Source organism: Campylobacter taeniopygiae (assembly GCF_005406225.1).
GTDB lineage: Bacteria > Campylobacterota > Campylobacteria > Campylobacterales > Campylobacteraceae > Campylobacter_D > Campylobacter_D taeniopygiae.
The window spans coordinates 65165-81620 of the sequence record NZ_NXLY01000007.1 but is presented as its reverse complement, the minus strand read 5'-3'; the positions used below and the strand labels follow the sequence as shown (position 1 = coordinate 81620).

17 protein-coding genes are annotated in these 16456 nt (G+C 30.4%); 13 read left to right on the top strand and 4 right to left on the bottom strand.

The annotated features are described in order from the left end of the window. Nucleotide 1 precedes the first annotated feature (1 nt). Genes CQA75_RS04760 through CQA75_RS04745 form a run of 4 tightly spaced genes read left to right on the top strand, consistent with a single transcriptional unit; the run spans nucleotide 2 to nucleotide 2729 of the window. Nucleotides 2–454, top strand: coding sequence for a 23S rRNA (pseudouridine(1915)-N(3))-methyltransferase RlmH (locus CQA75_RS04760; protein WP_171000082.1), 453 nt, complete (start codon nucleotides 2–4; stop codon nucleotides 452–454). A 13-nt stretch (nucleotides 455–467) separates the two neighbouring features. After that, entirely contained in the window at nucleotides 468–830 is a 363-nt protein-coding gene (gene dksA, locus CQA75_RS04755) for an RNA polymerase-binding protein DksA (protein WP_137623896.1), read from the top strand. Then, on the top strand, nucleotides 820–1806 hold the full coding sequence (locus CQA75_RS04750) for a hypothetical protein (RefSeq protein ID WP_137623895.1): 987 nt from the start codon (nucleotides 820–822) through the stop codon (nucleotides 1804–1806). Before dksA ends, CQA75_RS04750 begins: the two co-directional genes overlap by 11 nt. Beyond that, nucleotides 1803–2729, top strand: coding sequence for a tRNA dihydrouridine synthase (locus tag CQA75_RS04745; protein WP_137623894.1), 927 nt, complete (start codon nucleotides 1803–1805; stop codon nucleotides 2727–2729). Before CQA75_RS04750 ends, CQA75_RS04745 begins: the two co-directional genes overlap by 4 nt. 40 nt (nucleotides 2730–2769) lie before the next feature. Here CQA75_RS04745 and CQA75_RS04740 read toward each other — a convergent pair whose 3' ends face one another. Together CQA75_RS04740 and purB are read right to left on the bottom strand one after the other, a co-directional pair. After that, nucleotides 2770–5139, bottom strand: a complete 2370-nt coding sequence (locus CQA75_RS04740; protein WP_137623893.1) for a ribonucleoside-diphosphate reductase subunit alpha — start codon at nucleotides 5137–5139, stop codon at nucleotides 2770–2772. Nucleotides 5140–5155: 16 nt separating this feature from the next. Next, nucleotides 5156–6484, bottom strand: coding sequence for an adenylosuccinate lyase (gene purB / locus CQA75_RS04735; protein ID WP_137623892.1), 1329 nt, complete (start codon nucleotides 6482–6484; stop codon nucleotides 5156–5158). 78 nt (nucleotides 6485–6562) lie between these two features. Between purB and CQA75_RS04730 the strand changes: the two genes are divergently transcribed. The 5 genes from CQA75_RS04730 (at nucleotide 6563) to dsbI (ending at nucleotide 12023) form a co-directional block, all read left to right on the top strand. Then, nucleotides 6563–7468: an RluA family pseudouridine synthase gene (locus CQA75_RS04730; RefSeq protein WP_137623891.1), complete on the top strand. Its 906-nt coding sequence runs from the start codon at nucleotides 6563–6565 to the stop codon at nucleotides 7466–7468. A 76-nt stretch (nucleotides 7469–7544) separates the two neighbouring features. Next, complete coding sequence (locus CQA75_RS04725; protein ID WP_137623890.1) at nucleotides 7545–8459, top strand: cytochrome-c peroxidase; 915 nt, start codon at nucleotides 7545–7547, stop codon at nucleotides 8457–8459. Further along, nucleotides 8443–10230: a methyl-accepting chemotaxis protein gene (locus CQA75_RS09595; protein ID WP_137623889.1), complete on the top strand. Its 1788-nt coding sequence runs from the start codon at nucleotides 8443–8445 to the stop codon at nucleotides 10228–10230. Before CQA75_RS04725 ends, CQA75_RS09595 begins: the two co-directional genes overlap by 17 nt. Nucleotides 10231–10325: 95 nt before the next feature. Continuing rightward, nucleotides 10326–10493 carry a disulfide bond formation protein Dba gene (gene dba, locus CQA75_RS04715; RefSeq protein WP_137623888.1) on the top strand — a complete coding sequence of 56 codons (168 nt, stop codon included), beginning with the start codon at nucleotides 10326–10328 and terminating at the stop codon, nucleotides 10491–10493. Between the two features lie 12 nt (nucleotides 10494–10505). Then, complete coding sequence (gene dsbI / locus CQA75_RS04710) at nucleotides 10506–12023, top strand: disulfide bond formation protein DsbI (protein WP_137623887.1); 1518 nt, start codon at nucleotides 10506–10508, stop codon at nucleotides 12021–12023. Nucleotides 12024–12043: 20 nt separating this feature from the next. On the opposite strand, the gene CQA75_RS04705 is transcribed toward dsbI, so the two are convergent. Beyond that, on the bottom strand, nucleotides 12044–12472 hold the full coding sequence (locus CQA75_RS04705) for a GNAT family N-acetyltransferase (RefSeq protein ID WP_137623886.1): 429 nt from the start codon (nucleotides 12470–12472) through the stop codon (nucleotides 12044–12046). After that, on the bottom strand, nucleotides 12465–13145 hold the full coding sequence (gene queC / locus CQA75_RS04700) for a 7-cyano-7-deazaguanine synthase QueC (protein WP_137623885.1): 681 nt from the start codon (nucleotides 13143–13145) through the stop codon (nucleotides 12465–12467). Before queC ends, CQA75_RS04705 begins: the two co-directional genes overlap by 8 nt. Before the next feature lie 74 nt (nucleotides 13146–13219). On the opposite strand from queC, the gene CQA75_RS04695 reads away from it, so the two are divergent. The 4 genes from CQA75_RS04695 to CQA75_RS04680 all read left to right on the top strand — a co-directional run bounded on the left by CQA75_RS04695 (nucleotide 13220) and on the right by CQA75_RS04680 (nucleotide 16447). Next, entirely contained in the window at nucleotides 13220–14446 is a 1227-nt protein-coding gene (locus CQA75_RS04695) for an HD domain-containing protein (protein ID WP_137623884.1), read from the top strand. A gap of 77 nt (nucleotides 14447–14523) precedes the next feature. Beyond that, nucleotides 14524–15042: a YagU family protein gene (locus CQA75_RS04690; RefSeq protein ID WP_137623883.1), complete on the top strand. Its 519-nt coding sequence runs from the start codon at nucleotides 14524–14526 to the stop codon at nucleotides 15040–15042. A 120-nt stretch (nucleotides 15043–15162) separates the two neighbouring features. Then, on the top strand, nucleotides 15163–15810 hold the full coding sequence (locus CQA75_RS04685; protein WP_137622688.1) for a ferritin family protein: 648 nt from the start codon (nucleotides 15163–15165) through the stop codon (nucleotides 15808–15810). A 61-nt stretch (nucleotides 15811–15871) separates the two neighbouring features. Next, nucleotides 15872–16447 (top strand): ribonuclease HII, encoded by a 576-nt coding sequence (locus CQA75_RS04680; protein WP_137623882.1) that lies wholly within the window; start codon nucleotides 15872–15874, stop codon nucleotides 16445–16447. The last annotated feature ends 9 nt before the right edge of the window (nucleotides 16448–16456 follow it).

Genomic DNA, 16456 nt, shown 5'->3' with positions numbered 1-16456 from the left:
TTTGCAAATTAATATTTTTTATATACAAAAAAGTGATGAATTTGAAATTTTAGATCAAAAATATTTTAAGTTAATATCTAAATTTGCCACAATTAAAGAATACAATCTTTTTAATAAAAAAATAGCTAATGCACAAAATCTTAATAATCCAGAACTAGCAAAAAAAAGTTATGAAGAAGTATTTAATGCACATAAAAAAGGCTTTAATATAGCCCTTGATGAAAGAGGCAAAGAGCTAACAAGTTTAGAATTTGCCAAAATGATACAAGATAAAATTGAATTAAGTTTTTTTATAGGTGGAGCTTATGGACTGAGAAAAGAATTTACAGAAAAATTAGATTTTAGCCTTTCGTTGAGTAAATTGACTTTGGCACATTATTTTGTTAAAACTTTGCTTTTAGAACAAATTTATCGCGCCTTTTGCATTAACTCCAATCACCCTTACCATAAATGAATTAGGAAATTTCATGAAAAAAAATGACTTAAACTTTTTTAAAGATAATCTAGAGCAAAGAAAAAAAGCTATCAAAGAAGATTTGCACAGCAATTCTAAAGAAATTGAAGCCTTACACAATAGCGTTCCTAGCGATAGCGTTGATTTTTCAGTGATAGAAACAAATTCTCAAATTGATCTTGCTATCAGTGCTAATTTAAAACAAGAATTAAAAGAAATTGAAGAATCTCTCGATAAAATCAAAAACAATACTTATGGAATTTGTGAATCTTGTGATGACGAAATTGCTGTTGAAAGACTCAAAATAAAACCTCATGTAAAATATTGTATCACTTGTCGCGAAAATTTAGAAAAAGGAAAAATTTATGAAAGTTAAATTATTTTTGGGTGCTAGCCTTATTTACACTCTTATAATTTTTACATTTGCTTGGTATTTAAAACTTGGTAGCTATACTCTAAATTTTAGGACTTATAATTTTGAGCTTCCGGTTATGATTTGGTTGATTTTACCTTTAATTCCTTTGATTTTTTTTGCTACTTTTCACATGATCTTTTATCATTTTTTACTCACTTTTAAATTCAAGCATTTCTTCAAAGACTCTGCCAAATTTGAAAGCTATATCCAAAATTTACTTTTAGAAAAAGAGTTAAATACAAGCTTTAGCACTCAAGAATTTAGAAAAGTAGCACAACTAGCAAAAATTGTAAAAACCCATGAAAAAATTCCAAATGAAACCAAGATCAATGAAATTCTAGATCTTATTGATGCTTTAAATAATCAAGAATATGTCAATATTTCTAAATTCAAGCTTGCAAATAATAATATTTTATTTTTAAAAAATGAGCAAAATCGCATTCAAAATGATATAAATTATGCCTATTCTAAAATAAAAAACATCACTGAAATCAAAGACGAGTTTGAGGAATTAGCCTTTAATACTCTTCTTAAAAAAGGCAATTACGAACAAATCAAAAGTATTAAAATTTCTAAAAATTCTCATCAAATTTTAAATTTAATCAAACGCTTTAAAGATGGAAATCTTGAACTTAATACCGCTGAATTTGAAGTTTTACTGACTCATTCTCTCTTAAATGAAAAAGAATATTTAAGCATTGCGAAAATGAGTATTAAATTTTTTAATCCAGATGCAATACTAGGAATTTTTTCTAAAATAAAAAATGAAAAAAATGAAGCGTTAAAAGCATACTTATATTTACTTGCCGAATTTGGACTTTTAGATGAGTTAAGAGAGCAAATTAGAAAAGATGAAAAAAAATTCAGTGATTTTAAAGCCTTTTTAATCCTTAAAGAAAATAACATCAAATTTGATTTAAATCATCTTATACAATGATAGATTTTACCAATAAACCCTTATTTTTAGCTCCAATGGCAGGTTTTTCAGACTTGCCATTTAGAAATGTGGTTAAAAAATTTGGAGCTGATGTAACCATTAGTGAGATGATAAGCTCTAATGCTTTAGTTTATGAAAGCTCTAAAACTTTGCACATGTTAGAACGTTCCGAATTTGAAAAACCTTATATTGTGCAAATTGCTGGAGGCGATAAAGAAGTGCTTAAAAAAGCGGTTGAACTTCTTAATCAAATGGATTTTATAGATGGTATAGATTTTAACTGCGGCTGTCCTGTAAATAAAGTAGTTAAGCAATGTGCCGGTAGCGCCTTATTAAACGATTTGGAACTTTTTAAAACTTTAGTGGGAGTGATCAAGCAAACCAATAAAAAAAGATTGACAAGCGTCAAATTTAGACTAGGATTTAATGAAAAATATCCTGAAAAAATGGCTAAAATTTGCGAAGATTTAGGTGTTGATTTTGTAAGCATTCATGGACGAACAAGAAAACAACTTTATAGCGGAAAGTCTGATTATGACTCTATAGCCTTTGCTAAAGCAAATGTAAAAATTCCTGTTATTGCTAATGGGGATATTAATGCAAATAACGCGCTTGAAGTTTATAATATCACAAAATGCGATGGATTGATGATAGGAAGAGCAAGTATAGGTAATCCTTGGATCTTTTATGAAATAAAACATAATAAAAAAGTTGAAGAAAATTTAAAAAAAGAAATTATATTAACCCATTTTGAAGAAATGCTAAAGCATTACCAAAATCAAGCTGTAAGTATATTTCGTAAGCATTTGCATGAGTATTCTAAAGGACACAAAGAAGCTTCAGCTTTTAGAGATGAAATCAATCGCATCAATGATGCAAAAGAAATGAAGAAAAAAATAGAATCATTTTTCCAATCATTTTAAATTTGAAGTTTTTAAAAGATTAAAAACTTCAATAAAATTTTTACTGACATCCCTCGCATTCTATGCTGCGATCGGCCACATTGACTTTTTCACTATTAGGGCTTTCACTTCTTAAATAATATGTAGATTTAACACCAAGCTCCCAAGCAAGTTGGTAAATTTCATTAAGATAACCTCCGCTTGCCTTATCTAGCGATAAAAAGATATTTAAACTTTGTCCTTGATCGATCCACTTTCCACGTATAGCAGCTGCTTTTACTAAAATTCTTTGATCAAGCTCATAAGCTGGAGTATAATATTCCCAAGTTTCAAGGCTTAAATTTGGAACAACAACAGGTATCATGCCGCTTAAATTCTGCTCAAACCACTTGCGCTTATAAACAGGTTCTATAGTTTGAGTGGTTCCTACCAAAATAGATATAGAAGAAGTAGGAGCAATCGCCATTAAATACCCATTTCTCATACCATCTTTTTTTACTTTTTCTCTAAGTTTATTCCAATCACAATCACTTTGATTAAACAAACCTTCTCTTAAAGTTAAAGCTTTAGCTTGTTCATTGGCAACATCAATAGGAAAAATTCCTTTACTCCAGTTTGATCCTTGAAAATCAGGATAAGATCCTTTTTCTATGGATAAATTAGAACTTGCATTGATAGCCTCAAAACTAATTTTTTCCATAATTCTATCAATCATTTCAAAATGCTCTTCACTTCCCCAATGAATTCTAGCTTCGGCAAGCATTTGTGCTTCTCCCATAACTCCAAGCCCTATAGAACGCGATTTTAAATTTGTATCTTTTACTTTTCTATGAGGATAAAAATTTAAATCGATCACATTATCAAGCATACGAATAGCCGTAGGCACAACGCGTTCTATATCTTCATTAGAATGTACTTTGCTTAAATTAACACTTGCCAAATTACACACAGCGGTTTTGCCGTCATTTTTGTATTTTTCAACTATATAAACTTTATTGCCATCAATACTGTCTAAAGTTGAAATTTTCTTAGCTGATTTTTCATAGCCACCATCTATAATAACACGCTCTTCTTCATCATAATGTCTCTCATCGCCGTTTTCAAAAACAACTTTAATTTGATAATAATTAGCATCGGTATTTTGAAAAATTTCAGTGCATAAATTTGAACTTCTAATGATTCCAACGTGAGAATTTGGATTGGCTTTATTAGCAGTATCTTTAAAACATAAAAATGGCAAACCTGTCTCAAAATAATTTAACAATATTTTTTTCCAAAGCTCTTTAGCCTCTACGATTTCTTTAACTATATTTTCATCTTTTTCATATTCTTCATAACGTTTTTCAAATTCTTCACCATACAAATCACACAAATCAGCTGTATCAGCAGGATCAAAAAGCGTCCATTTATCATTAGCTCTAACCCTTTTCATAAAAAGATCATTGATCCATAAAGCAGGGAAAAGCTCATGTGCTCTACGTCTTTCCTCTCCGGAATTCTTTCTTAAATCTATAAAATCACCTATATCCATATGCCAAGGCTCTATATAAACCGCAATAGCACCTTTTCTAGTTCCAAGTTGATCTACAGCCACCGCAATATCATTTGTAATTTTTAAAAAAGGAATGATCCCTCCGGCTGCATTTTTATGTCCGTCTATGCTTCCACCCATAGCACGAACTTTAGACCAATCCCAACCTATACCACCACCAAATTTAGATAAAAGTGCCATTTCTTGATAAGAATCAAAAATTCCTTCAATATTATCAGGAGTGCTTCCTATATAACAAGAACTGAGTTGATGTCTAGTGGTTCTAGCATTTGAAAGAGTTGGGGTAGCAAGCATAATTTCAAATTTAGAGATCAAATCATAAAATTTTTTAGCCCATTCTCCAGGATTAAATTCATTTTGCGCCAAAAACATAGCTATAGCCATAAACATTTGCTGTGGAAGTTCTATGGGCATACCCTTACTATCTTTGATCAAATAGCGATCATATAAAGTTTTAACACCCAAATAAGTAAATTGCATATCGCGTTCAGGCTTAATATAGTCATTTAAATCGTCTAAATCATATTTTTCTTTTAAGCCCAGTAAAATTCTTCCTTCTTTTTCCCCTCTTTCAAAATAATCACGTAGGTGATTATAGCGATTCATACCATTAACTTTTTTATACAAATCAAACAAAAAAAGTCTAGCAGCAACAAAAGTCCAATTTGGACAATCAATATCTATCTTATCTACAGCCGTTTTAATAAGAGTTTTTTGAATTTCTTCAGTTGAAATTCCATCCCTAAACTGAATTTTTGCATCAAGCTCTAACTCACTTAAACTCACACCTTCTAAATCTCTCACAGCATCGGAAGTGCATTTTTTAATTTTAGAAATATCTAACTCTTCTGTTCGGCCATTTCTTTTTATAACTTTCATTGTTTTCCTTGCTTAATTATTTAAATGTTCTTGCAAAAATAGCATCAATATTTTTTGTATAGTAATTATAATCAAAACATTTACGTATATCTTCTTCGCTTAAACTTTTTCTTAAATCTTCATCATTTAAAAGTGCGATTAAAAATAAACTTTCGTTTTTATCATTGATTGCTTCTTTGCCATTTTGCAAATCAGCCCATACCTTCATAGCATTTCTTTGAACGATTTTATAAGCTTCCTCGCGACTAATTCCTTTGAAAGGAAGTTCTAGCAAAACACGTTGAGAAAAAACAAGTCCTCCGGTAAGATTTAAATTTTTCATCATATTTTCTGGATAAACTAAAAGATTTTCAATTAAATTTGTAAGACGTGCAAGCATAAAATCTGCTGTTATAAAAGCATCAGGTAAAATAAATCTCTCTACACTAGAATGAGAAATATCTCTTTCATGCCAAAGTGCAACATTTTCCAATGCTGGAGTAACAAAAGATCGAAGAACTCTGCAAAGTCCTGTAATATTTTCACTCAAAACTGGATTTCTCTTATGTGGCATTGCCGAACTTCCTTTTTGCCCTGCACTAAAAAATTCTTCAGCCTCATAAACTTCCGTTCTTTGAAAATGCCTTATTGCCACAGCGATTTGCTCACAAGATGAAGCTAAAATCGCAATAGCTGAAATCACTTGTGCGTAACGATCTCTTTGGATAACTTGATTTGAAACTGGAGCAGGTTTAAGATCTAAATTTTTGCAAACCTCTTCTTCAAATTCCAAAGGAGCGTGGGCGAAATTTCCCATTGCACCGCTGATTTTTCCATAACTAATCACTTCTTTAGCGTGCTCTATAAGATCTTTAGCGTGCAAAATTTCATCATACCAAATTGCAACAACCAAGCCAAAAGTTATAGGCTCACCATGAATTCCATGACTTCTTCCAACCATTAAAGTATTTTTATGCTCCATAGCACGTTTTTTTATGGCTTCTAAAAGCAATGAAATATCCTCTAAGATAAGCTCCAAACTTTCTTTGATTTGTAAAGCAACCGCAGTATCAATGCAATCAGAACTCGTCATTGCATAATGCACAAAGCGACTCTCTTCTCCCAAACTTTCACTCACACTTGTAAGAAAAGCTATAACATCATGTTTGGTTGTTTTTTCAATTTCATCAATTCTATCAATGTCAAATTTTGCATTTTTTAAGATTTTTTCACAGTCAGTATCATTAATAAGACCTAATTTATTCCAAGCTTTTACAGCTGCTAATTCTACTTTTAACCATGCATCATATTTGGCTTTAACATCCCATTTTTTAGCCATAATTTCTCTGCTATATCTTGCAACCATGCTTTTAAACCTTTTTTAGTTATAATTTTAAAATGAAAAAATGGAATTTTATCTAAAAAATTCTAAGAAAGAAGTTAAATGCCCTATATCAAAACAAAACTACCTAATAATGGAAAAAAGGCGTTTCAGGTCCTTATGGAGGCCTTAAAAATTCCCATAAATGAGGCACAAAGACTGATCGATAAAAAAAGACTTTTTTGCGATGGAAATTTAGTTGAAGAAAAAAATAAAATTTTAAATGGAACGATAGAATTAATTGTTTATGAAACCCATCCAAAGGGAGTGGAGATTGTATTTGAAAATGAAAATTTTGCCGTACTTGAAAAACCAAGTGGCGTTCTTAGCCATCCTAATGGAAGGCATTGTCAATATAGCCTTAGTGATGAAATTTGGCATTTATGGGGAAAGCAAGCCTGTATAGCCCATCGTCTTGATAAAGAAACAAGCGGTTTAATCCTCGTTGCAAAAAATAAATATGCTCAAATTGAATTTAAAACCATGTTTGAAAAAAGACAGATTCAAAAAGAATATTTAGCTTTGGTTTTAGGAAAAGTAGAAAAAAATTTCAAAATTGATGCTTGTATAGATTTAATCAAAAATTATCACGATGTAAAAACCAGAATGCAAATTTGCGAAAAAGGAAAACAAGCTTTGACCGAATTTGAAATTTTGAATTTTTTTCCTAAGCACAATTGCACACTTTTACTTTGCAAACCCTTAACAGGAAGACAGCATCAAATAAGAATTCACTTACACCATGCAAAATATCCTATATTAGGGGATCCACTTTATGGCTTAAAAAAAGAAGAAATTGAAGCGATATTAGATGAAAAAATAAATTTGGAAGAAAGAATCCATCTAACAGGTGCTAAACGCTTATGTTTGCATGCTAAAACATTAAAATTCATTTTTAGAGATCATCAATTTATCATTGATTCTAAAAAAAATATTGAAAATGAATTTATACAAGCCTTATATATCTAATGCTTTAAAAATTTATTATTAATTAATAAATTTTACATTATGATTATAAAACTTTTAAAAACAAGGAAACTAAACAATGAAAATATTTTATACAATGCTATTTTTAATAACAACAACATTTGCAATTGATATGATCACTCCACTTCCAGATAAAATACCTTATGATAAACAAAAAGCTATCCTTGGAAAAAAATTATATATGGATACCTCTTTATCTAAAGATGGAAAAGTATCTTGCAATACCTGCCATAATATTAATAATTATGGAGTGGATAATACCACAAATTCAACAGGGGTGAATAATCAATTAGACACGCCTTTTAACACACCAACGACTTTTAATTCTGTGTTTAATTTTGTCCAATTTTGGAATGGACGGGCACAAAATTTACAAGAACAAGCAAAGGTGCCTTTATTTAATCCTAAGGAAATGGGTCTAACTCCAGAATTTCTCTTAAAACAAGTCAATGCAAATGCTGATTATGTAAAAAGTTTTAAAGACATTTATGGGGAAGTTAGCGTAGATAACATAGCTGATGCAATTACAGAATTTGAAAAAACGCTCATCACTCCAAATTCTCCTTTTGACAGATATTTAAAAGGAGATAAAAATGCAATTTCTGAAAAAGCAAAAAGAGGCTATGAAGAATTTAAAGCTCAAGGTTGTATTTCTTGCCATCAAGGGCAAAATATAGGGGGCAATATGTTTCAAAAAATTGGCATTTTTCAAGAATATCCTAATCAAGAAAATTTAGGACGCTATGAGATTACAAATAAAGAGAGTGATAAAATGGTATTTAAGGTACCAAGTCTTAGAAATATAGCCAAAACAGCCCCTTACTATCATGATGGAAGTATACCGACTTTGGATGCTTGTGTTCAGTTCATGGCCTATTATCAACTTGGAAAATTTTTAGATCAAGAAACCGTAGATAATATAGTAGCTTTTCTAGAAAGTTTAACAGGAGAATATCATGACAGCATCCAATAAAAAAATTTCTTTTTTATATCAATTTATTTTTTTAGCAATTTGCACACTGGTTGCTATTTTTATATTATTAGGAATTATTTTCAATAATTACACCTCAAGTAAAAATACTAAAGAAATTATAAATACTTTACAGACGCTTCAAATTTTAAATACACGCATCGATAAAGTTTTTCAAAATAGCTTTAATTTTATCAACTATGATGAAAGTGTTGCAGCTGTTAAACAAATGGAAGATATGTTAAAAAAGCTTAAAGAATTAGGGATTGATGATTCTCATGCTGAAGCTATTTTTAAAGAAAAATTAGCACAATTAGATCATTTCAAATCGGCTAATTCCATCGCCGTAAATTCTAAATTTTATCTTTTTGAATTAGCTAAAGATTATTTCAATGAAACTGAAAATAATTTAAGCAAAAAAGATTCTCAAAATTTAAAGACAATGAATGCTATTCTTAGAATTGTTGCCACAGAAAATGTTTTAGAAAAAACCACATTAAAACATTTAGATGCCTTGATACAAAATTTATCAATGATGAAAAATAATGATACTTTAGATCTTTTTGCAACCCATTATAAAATGATCTTAAAACAAATCCAAATTATGCAAAGCGAATCAACTATTTATACTAATTCTACTTTAGCTAAGGAACTCAATCGCCTTAATCAAATCACACAATCAAATATTGATAAAATTAATATACAAAAACTATACGTAGCAATTGGGGTTTTTGTTTTGGTTTTTGTTTTACTGATTTTATTTATCTCTATTACTTTGAAAAAAATCATTATTCCTGTAAGAATCTTAGAAAAGCTAAGTACTAATTTAGCCAGTAAAGAAGCCAACTTATCCTCTCGCTTAAATATAGATCCAAAAAGCGAACTAGGACAAAGTGCTGCACACATCAATTCTTTTATTTCAGTTGTTCAAAATTCTGTACTTGAAGCTATTGAAAATGCAGAAGCCAATCATAAAAATTCCGAACAACTAAAAAACAACGCTAACACACTTGAAGAGAGTTCTAATTCTCAAAATAATCAAATTGAAAATGTGAAAGAAATTACTAATGTTTTAGATGATCACATTATACTAGCTGGAAATTTGGCACAAGAAAGCGTTGATAATATGCAAGATATGCATTTATTGATGAATAAAGTTGGAAGCACTCTTACTCAACTTGTTAATCTTATTAATGAAAACAATGCAAAAGAGCAAAATGTTGTTGTTAATATGGATAATTTAACCCAAAGTGCCGACAATATTATAGAAATTACTAATTCTGTTAGAGATATAGCCGATCAAACCAATCTACTTGCCCTTAACGCAGCTGTTGAAGCAGCTAGAGCAGGAGAACATGGACGAGGTTTTGCAGTCGTTGCTGATGAGGTTGGAAAACTTGCCGATAAAACAAGTAAATCTCTTTTAAGTATCAATGCTACTGTTAATACTATCGTGCAGCAGATCAATGATAATAAATCTTTAATGGATCTTATTCACGAATCCATGAAAGAAACTTCTGACAAAACCAATAGCTTACAACAAGAACTCATTAACTCTATGCACAAGTTAGAAAGCTCTATACAATCGACTCAATTTATGAAAGATAAAAGTACACAAGTGCAAGAAAAAATGGTTATTTTAAGAGATAGCGTTGATAAAGTAAATGAACTTGCTAACCTTATCAAAGATCTTTCTTGTGAAATTAATAATATTTCTAGCAATGTCTTCAATGGAGCTTCTAAACTTTCACAAAAACTTAATAATTTCAAATAATTTTTTCCGTATTTTATAAATACGGATTAAATATTTTATGTTTATTTTATTTTAATGGGGTACAATTTAATAACTTTAGCTAAAAAGGAGTTATTATGGAGTTTTTGGAACTTTTATTAATTTTTGTTGCCTTAATACTCATCATTAAAAAACCAGAAAAAGAAAATCTGGCTTTTAGTTTAGTGATGATAGCTTGGCTTATGATGATTGTTTTTTATGTTGGTCACAAATCAACTGGACTTTTAACCATAATGAATTTGTAAGAAGGATAAAAAATGAACGAAATTAATAAAGCAAAAAAATTTTATACCTTAATGTGTCTAGCGGGTTTTTTAATCATACTTTTACCCGTAGGAACTGCAAATATTATTTTTGGTTATTTTCTAGCTGACAGCCCTTGTGTGCTTTGCTGGGGACAAAGAGAGGCGATGATTTTTATCGGAGTAATGGCTCTTTTCATAGTTCGCTATGGAATGAAAGGAAAATATCTAGCTGCTCTTTTAATCATGACTGCAGCGGGTCTTTATCAGTCTTTTGCGCATTTTGGAAATCATGCCATGGAAGATTTAGATCAAGGTTTTGGTTTGCCTGTTTTTGGAATTCATACCTATTTTTGGGCTGAAGTTGTATTTTGGGCAGTTGTATTGCTTTTAGGTTTCATTTTTATTTTTGCACCAAAATTCAGTGCCTTTGATAAAGAATTAAATGGTGAAAAATTTAGAAAATACACAGGCTTCTCACTTGCTGCTGTTGTTATTAGCACTATTATTGTAGCTTCAAATGTTTTTCAAGCTTTTGTTGGAACTGGCGTATTTCCTTATGTAGGTCAAGGAGATCCTGTAAGATTTACCCTTAATCCAAAATATATAATTTGGAGCACAGATAGCTGGAATGGATTATGGCAAAATATCTCTTTCTTAGGAAAACGAGATGTTAAAGCTCCTGATTATGCTTTTGCACCAGCAAGTGATAAACTAGGAATTAAATTTGATAATGATGTCAATAATTCTCCGTTTGCAAAAATTGATGAAAATCTAAAAATATTAGATGAACAAACCATTAGCTTTAATAAAGCGATCAATACACTAGATTTTATCAACAATGAATTTGTAGCAAGTTCTAAATGGGATGTTTATTTCTTAGACAACAACTTCACTACAAAAGATAGCTTTGAGCTTGATCCATATTTTTCAGCAAGCATCGATCCTATCGTAGGAATTATTCCTTATATGAATGATAAATTTATCCTTATGGGTTCTAATAAATCTTTCTTAAGATTTAAGAAAAATCCAAATGCGGACGACACTTTACAATATGCTGATTTTGTAAAAGGAGCTAATCACTTTGAAGGTCAAGGAAAAGATCTAGGCCGTGGAAGATTAAGTACTATAAGATCTAAATTTAATCACGTAGCAAGTATGACTACAGATGATCAATATTTTTATCTTGCTACAGTTCCAAACAATAAAGACGCTAAAACCTTTGTTATTTCTAAATACTCTTTAAAAGATCTTGTTTTATCTGGAGAATTTACACCAAAAGCAGATCTTAAAGAAGGTAAAACTTTAGGGGATCTTTATATTACTTCAATGACTGATAAAGATGGAAAAATATACGCTTTAAGTAAAAATCATAATGTTATAGCAGTGATTGATCCAGTTAAAGAAGAAGTTGTTAAAACTCTATCTTTTCCAAATACTATAACTAATGCAAGAAGTATTTTCTTTAAAGATGGAAAAATAAATATTCTTTCTTATCAAGATGGAGCAAATAAACTCTTTACTCTAAATTAAAACTCAAGTCCTAGTTAAAGCTAGGACTTTTGCATTTTTAAAAGCTTAAATCCAAAATCATCTTGATATTCTCCTACGATTTGAAAACCAAATTTTTGATAAAATTTTAAAGCTTTTTTATTGTCAAAATTAACTTCTACTTTATTTAACTTAAAATCCTGCATCGCCTTTTTTAAAAGTTGAGATCCAAAACCTCGATTAAAAAACGAAGGGTGTATAAAAAGCATTTGAATTTCTTCTTGATGAAAACCTAAAAAACCTGCCAATTCATCTTTTTCATAAGCAAATAAAAATTCTAATCCTTTAAAATCAAATTCCATTAAATATTTTTTAATGATTTTAAAATTCTTTTCATCTAAAAAATCATGACTTGCCTTAACACTTTCTTCCCAAAGCCCTAAAAGCTTTTCTATTTGAGTTTTGCTTAATTCTTTATAGTGTCTAATCATTTTTATATTTAATCCTATCTTTTACTCCTGCTTGTTTAAAACCTTTTAAACGAAGCAAACAGCTATCACATTCCCCACAAGCTTCATCATTGCTTTCATAACAAGACCAAGTAAGTTCCAAAGGCACATTATCTTTTAAAGCTAACTCAACGATTTGCCCTTTATTGAGATTTATAAGCGGAGTTTTTAGTGAAACTTTAAAATTTTTACTCGTTCCATTATTGATAAAACTCTCTGCTTTTTCTATAAATTCACAAGTACAATCAGGATAACCACTACCATCTTCTTCCACAACCCCTATAAAAATACTTTCACAATTTTCTTTTTCAGCTAAAGATCCCGCAATGCTTAAAAAAATTCCATTGCGAAAAGGAACGTAGGTTATAGGTGGAGTGTCGCTATTTAAAAGAAGTTCATTTTTAGGTATATTTAACTCCTTATTAGTTAAAGCATTTCCTCCTATGATCTTAATAAAACTTACATCCAAAATATAAGATTTTTCAACTTTTAAAGCTTGGCAAATTTTTTTAAAACATTCTCTTTCTTTTTCTTGAGTTCTTTGTTCATAATCAAAATGCAAAGCTACGATCTCATAGCCTTCTTTTTTTGCCAAATAAGCACACAAAGTGCTGTCCATTCCACCGCTGATTATGCAAAGTGCTTTTTTACTCATTTTTATCCTTAATTTGTTATAATTTTTGTAATTTTAACGAATTTTTTAATCTAAAAATATAAAAAGGCAATTTTATGATAAATATAAAACTCATAGAACACATTTTTAAAGCCGCTTCCATTAGTCGCTGGAATGATTACCCAAGAATGGCAAATTTAGTTGAGCTTGATAAACAAGCGCATAAATTTATTATTGCTTATTTTATTGCTAAAATGGAAAAAGATGTTGATATGAAAATGATTATAGAAGGGGGTATTTTTGAGTTTTTAAGTCGCGTTGTGGTGACCGATATACGCCCTGATGTTTATCATGAAATCGTGCGTCAAAAAAAAGATGAGGTTAATGCTTGGGTTTTAAGTAAAATCGAGCCCATGATAGCAGATATTGAAGATGGAGAATTTCTTAAACGTTTTGAAAATTATCTTAATAATAATTCCTATGCTAAAGAAAGACTCATTTTAAAGGCTGCTTCTTATTTTGCTACTAGATGGGAATTTAATATCGTTTATCAAACCTCAGCTTTTTTAAATGATATTGACGATATTAAAAACAAAGTTGAAGAAGAATTGGAAGATTATTACGAGTTAATAGGAGCTAGAAAAATCGCTCTAAATCAAAAAATAGCAAAAATAATCGATCTTAGTGGAAGATTACGCTTTCAAAAACGTTGGGCACAAACTCCAAGAATTCCAGAAACTGCTGTGCTTGGACATATGTTAGTAGTTGCAATTTTGGGTTATTTTTATTCTTTAAAAATCAAAGCTTGTGATAAAAGATTAGAAAATAATTTTTATTGCGCTTTATTTCACGACTTGCCAGAAAGCCTTACAAGAGATATTATTAGTCCTGTTAAATATGGCATAGAAGGTCTTCATGAAATTATAAATGATTATGAAATGAAACTAATCAATGAAAAAATTCTTCCTTTTGTACCTGAAAATTTAAGAGCTGAATTTTCTTTTATACTAGGCATTAGAGAAGGAAGAGCTGGAGAACCTAATTTTGTAAAAAATGAATTTGAAAATCGCACCTATAAAAATAAAAAAATAGAACTTTGTAGCGGGAGCTTGAGTTCTTTTAATGAAAATGATTTTGGAGCGATTGATGGAAAAGCTTTAAAATACTGTGATAAACTCGCTGCTTTTATAGAAGCAGGACTTAGTATAAGCTATGGGGTTAAGTCCAAAGAACTTGAAGGTGGTTTTTTAGGAATGTATGAATTTTTTGAAAAAAACCGCACTATAGATGGAGTCAATTTTTTTGAAATATGCACAAAACTTAAAGAATACTTTAAAATTTAAAATAAATTTATTGACAAGATATATTGAATGTGGTAGAATGAAATTGTAATCAAAAATCCAAAAAAAGGAGAGAGACTATGAAAACTGATAGAAAATATACTCTAGCATTTTTTATAGGGATTTTAGCAGGTGTTTTTGGTGCAATTGTAAAATGGGGATGGGAAGTGCCTTTTCCTCCACGAAATCCTAATGTATTTTGGCCAGTAGATGCATTAGAACGCGTAACTCCACCTAAAATTTTTCTAGAGCAATTAGGGTTACCTACGGATTGGACTTATACATTTTCAGGTATGCAAATGCCTTTGTCAATTTTTATAGTCCATGTGGGATTTTCTATTGTATTTGCAATAGCATATTGCATGATAGCAGAGAAATGGCATAAAATCACAATGTGCCAAGGAGCTGTTTTTGGCTTTTTTGTTTATCTTTTTGCCCATGTAATTGTTATGCCTTTAATTGCAGAAGTTCCACCTCTTTCAGAAATTCCTTTTGATGAACATTTATCTGAAATTTTTGGACACATAGTTTGGCTTTGGGGTATAGAAATCGTGCGTCGAGATATAAGAAATCGTATCACGAAAGAAGTTGAAATATAAAAGCATCTTGAATTAGATGCTTTGCAATTTCATCAAGTATTTATAATTGATAAAAATTATCAATTGACAGAAGTATTTTTTTATAATACAATACACACTTATCTTAAAAAAGGAGTCTAAATGAGACAATACGAAACTTATAAGTGTTCAAAATGTGGCAACGAAGTTGAAATTCAAGTTGTAGGTGGAGGAAAACTTACCTGTTGTGGCGAAGAAATGCAATGCATTACAACAGATTTAACGGCTGTAAATCTCATGAAAGCTTTTGCAGGAGAATCTATGGCTAGAAACAAATACGACTTGTTTGCCGATATTGCAGAAGAAGAAGGATGGCATGCAGTTGCTAGACATTTTAGAGAAGCTGCCGAAAATGAAAAATGGCACGCAAGGGCTGAATTTAAAGCTTATCATGAAATCGTAGATGGCAAACCTTTAGAAATAACAACAAAAAATCTTGTAAGCGCAGCAGAAGGTGAAAATTACGAACATACAACCATGTATCCAAATTTTGCAAAAATTGCAGAAGATGAAGGCAAAAAAGCTATAGCAAGATTATTTACTGCTATTGGAAAAGTAGAGATTGAACACGAAAGAGAATATCTAGCTCTTAAAAAAATGCTTGAAGAGGAAGAATTCTTTAACAGCGAAGAAGAAGATTTATGGGTTTGCGAAGTTTGCGGACATATCCATCGTGGCAAAAAAGCTCCTGCTGCTTGTCCTTTATGTAAAGCTCCAAGAGAATACTTTAAAAGAGAATTTTTAGGTTAATTAAGCAAGCCTTATATTAAGGCTTGTAACTCCTCTTAGATAAATTTAGTAAAATATTTCTATGAAACTTTTATTTTCAGATAATGAACTTTTACCTAGGTATGATGAAAATTTAATAGGCATAGATGAAGCAGGACGTGGAGCTTTAGCGGGTCCTATGATGATGGCAGCTTGCAAGCTTAATAAAAAAATAGACGGACTTTGCGATTCTAAAAAACTCAGCGAAAAAAAACGCGAAGAACTTTATGAAATCATTATACAAAATTCAAACTATCTCATCTTAGCTTTTTCATCCGATCAAATTGACACTCTAGGGCTTAATGCTTGTTTAAAAACAGGCTTAGCACTCATAAAAAGGCATTTTAAGACACACTCTCATTTTTTATACGATGGCAATACAAATTTTGGAATTAGTGGCATTAAAACCCTAGTTAAGGCAGACGCTAAAATTTTACAAGTAAGTGCAGCTAGCATACTTGCAAAAGTAAGCAAAGATAGAGTTATGAATTTTTTAGCTAAAGAATTCCCTTGTTATGAATTTGAAAAAAATAAAGCCTATGGCACCAAAACCCATAGGGAATTAATAGCCAAATTTGGAACTTGCAAACTACATAGAAAAAGTTTTAAACTAAAATGAAATTATCAT

Coding starts and splice junctions, on each gene's coding strand:
- CQA75_RS04730 (WP_137623891.1), top strand. CDS start 6,563: ATGCCCTATATCAAAACAAAACTACCTAATAATGGAAAAAAGGCGTTT.
- CQA75_RS09595 (WP_137623889.1), top strand. CDS start 8,443: ATGACAGCATCCAATAAAAAAATTTCTTTTTTATATCAATTTATTTTT.
- dba (WP_137623888.1), top strand. CDS start 10,326: ATGGAGTTTTTGGAACTTTTATTAATTTTTGTTGCCTTAATACTCATC.
- CQA75_RS04740 (WP_137623893.1), bottom strand. CDS start 5,139: ATGAAAGTTATAAAAAGAAATGGCCGAACAGAAGAGTTAGATATTTCT.
- purB (WP_137623892.1), bottom strand. CDS start 6,484: ATGGTTGCAAGATATAGCAGAGAAATTATGGCTAAAAAATGGGATGTT.
- CQA75_RS04690 (WP_137623883.1), top strand. CDS start 14,524: ATGAAAACTGATAGAAAATATACTCTAGCATTTTTTATAGGGATTTTA.
- CQA75_RS04745 (WP_137623894.1), top strand. CDS start 1,803: ATGATAGATTTTACCAATAAACCCTTATTTTTAGCTCCAATGGCAGGT.
- CQA75_RS04695 (WP_137623884.1), top strand. CDS start 13,220: ATGATAAATATAAAACTCATAGAACACATTTTTAAAGCCGCTTCCATT.
- CQA75_RS04725 (WP_137623890.1), top strand. CDS start 7,545: ATGAAAATATTTTATACAATGCTATTTTTAATAACAACAACATTTGCA.
- CQA75_RS04680 (WP_137623882.1), top strand. CDS start 15,872: ATGAAACTTTTATTTTCAGATAATGAACTTTTACCTAGGTATGATGAA.
- dksA (WP_137623896.1), top strand. CDS start 468: ATGAAAAAAAATGACTTAAACTTTTTTAAAGATAATCTAGAGCAAAGA.
- queC (WP_137623885.1), bottom strand. CDS start 13,145: ATGAGTAAAAAAGCACTTTGCATAATCAGCGGTGGAATGGACAGCACT.
- CQA75_RS04750 (WP_137623895.1), top strand. CDS start 820: ATGAAAGTTAAATTATTTTTGGGTGCTAGCCTTATTTACACTCTTATA.
- dsbI (WP_137623887.1), top strand. CDS start 10,506: ATGAACGAAATTAATAAAGCAAAAAAATTTTATACCTTAATGTGTCTA.
- CQA75_RS04705 (WP_137623886.1), bottom strand. CDS start 12,472: ATGATTAGACACTATAAAGAATTAAGCAAAACTCAAATAGAAAAGCTT.
- CQA75_RS04685 (WP_137622688.1), top strand. CDS start 15,163: ATGAGACAATACGAAACTTATAAGTGTTCAAAATGTGGCAACGAAGTT.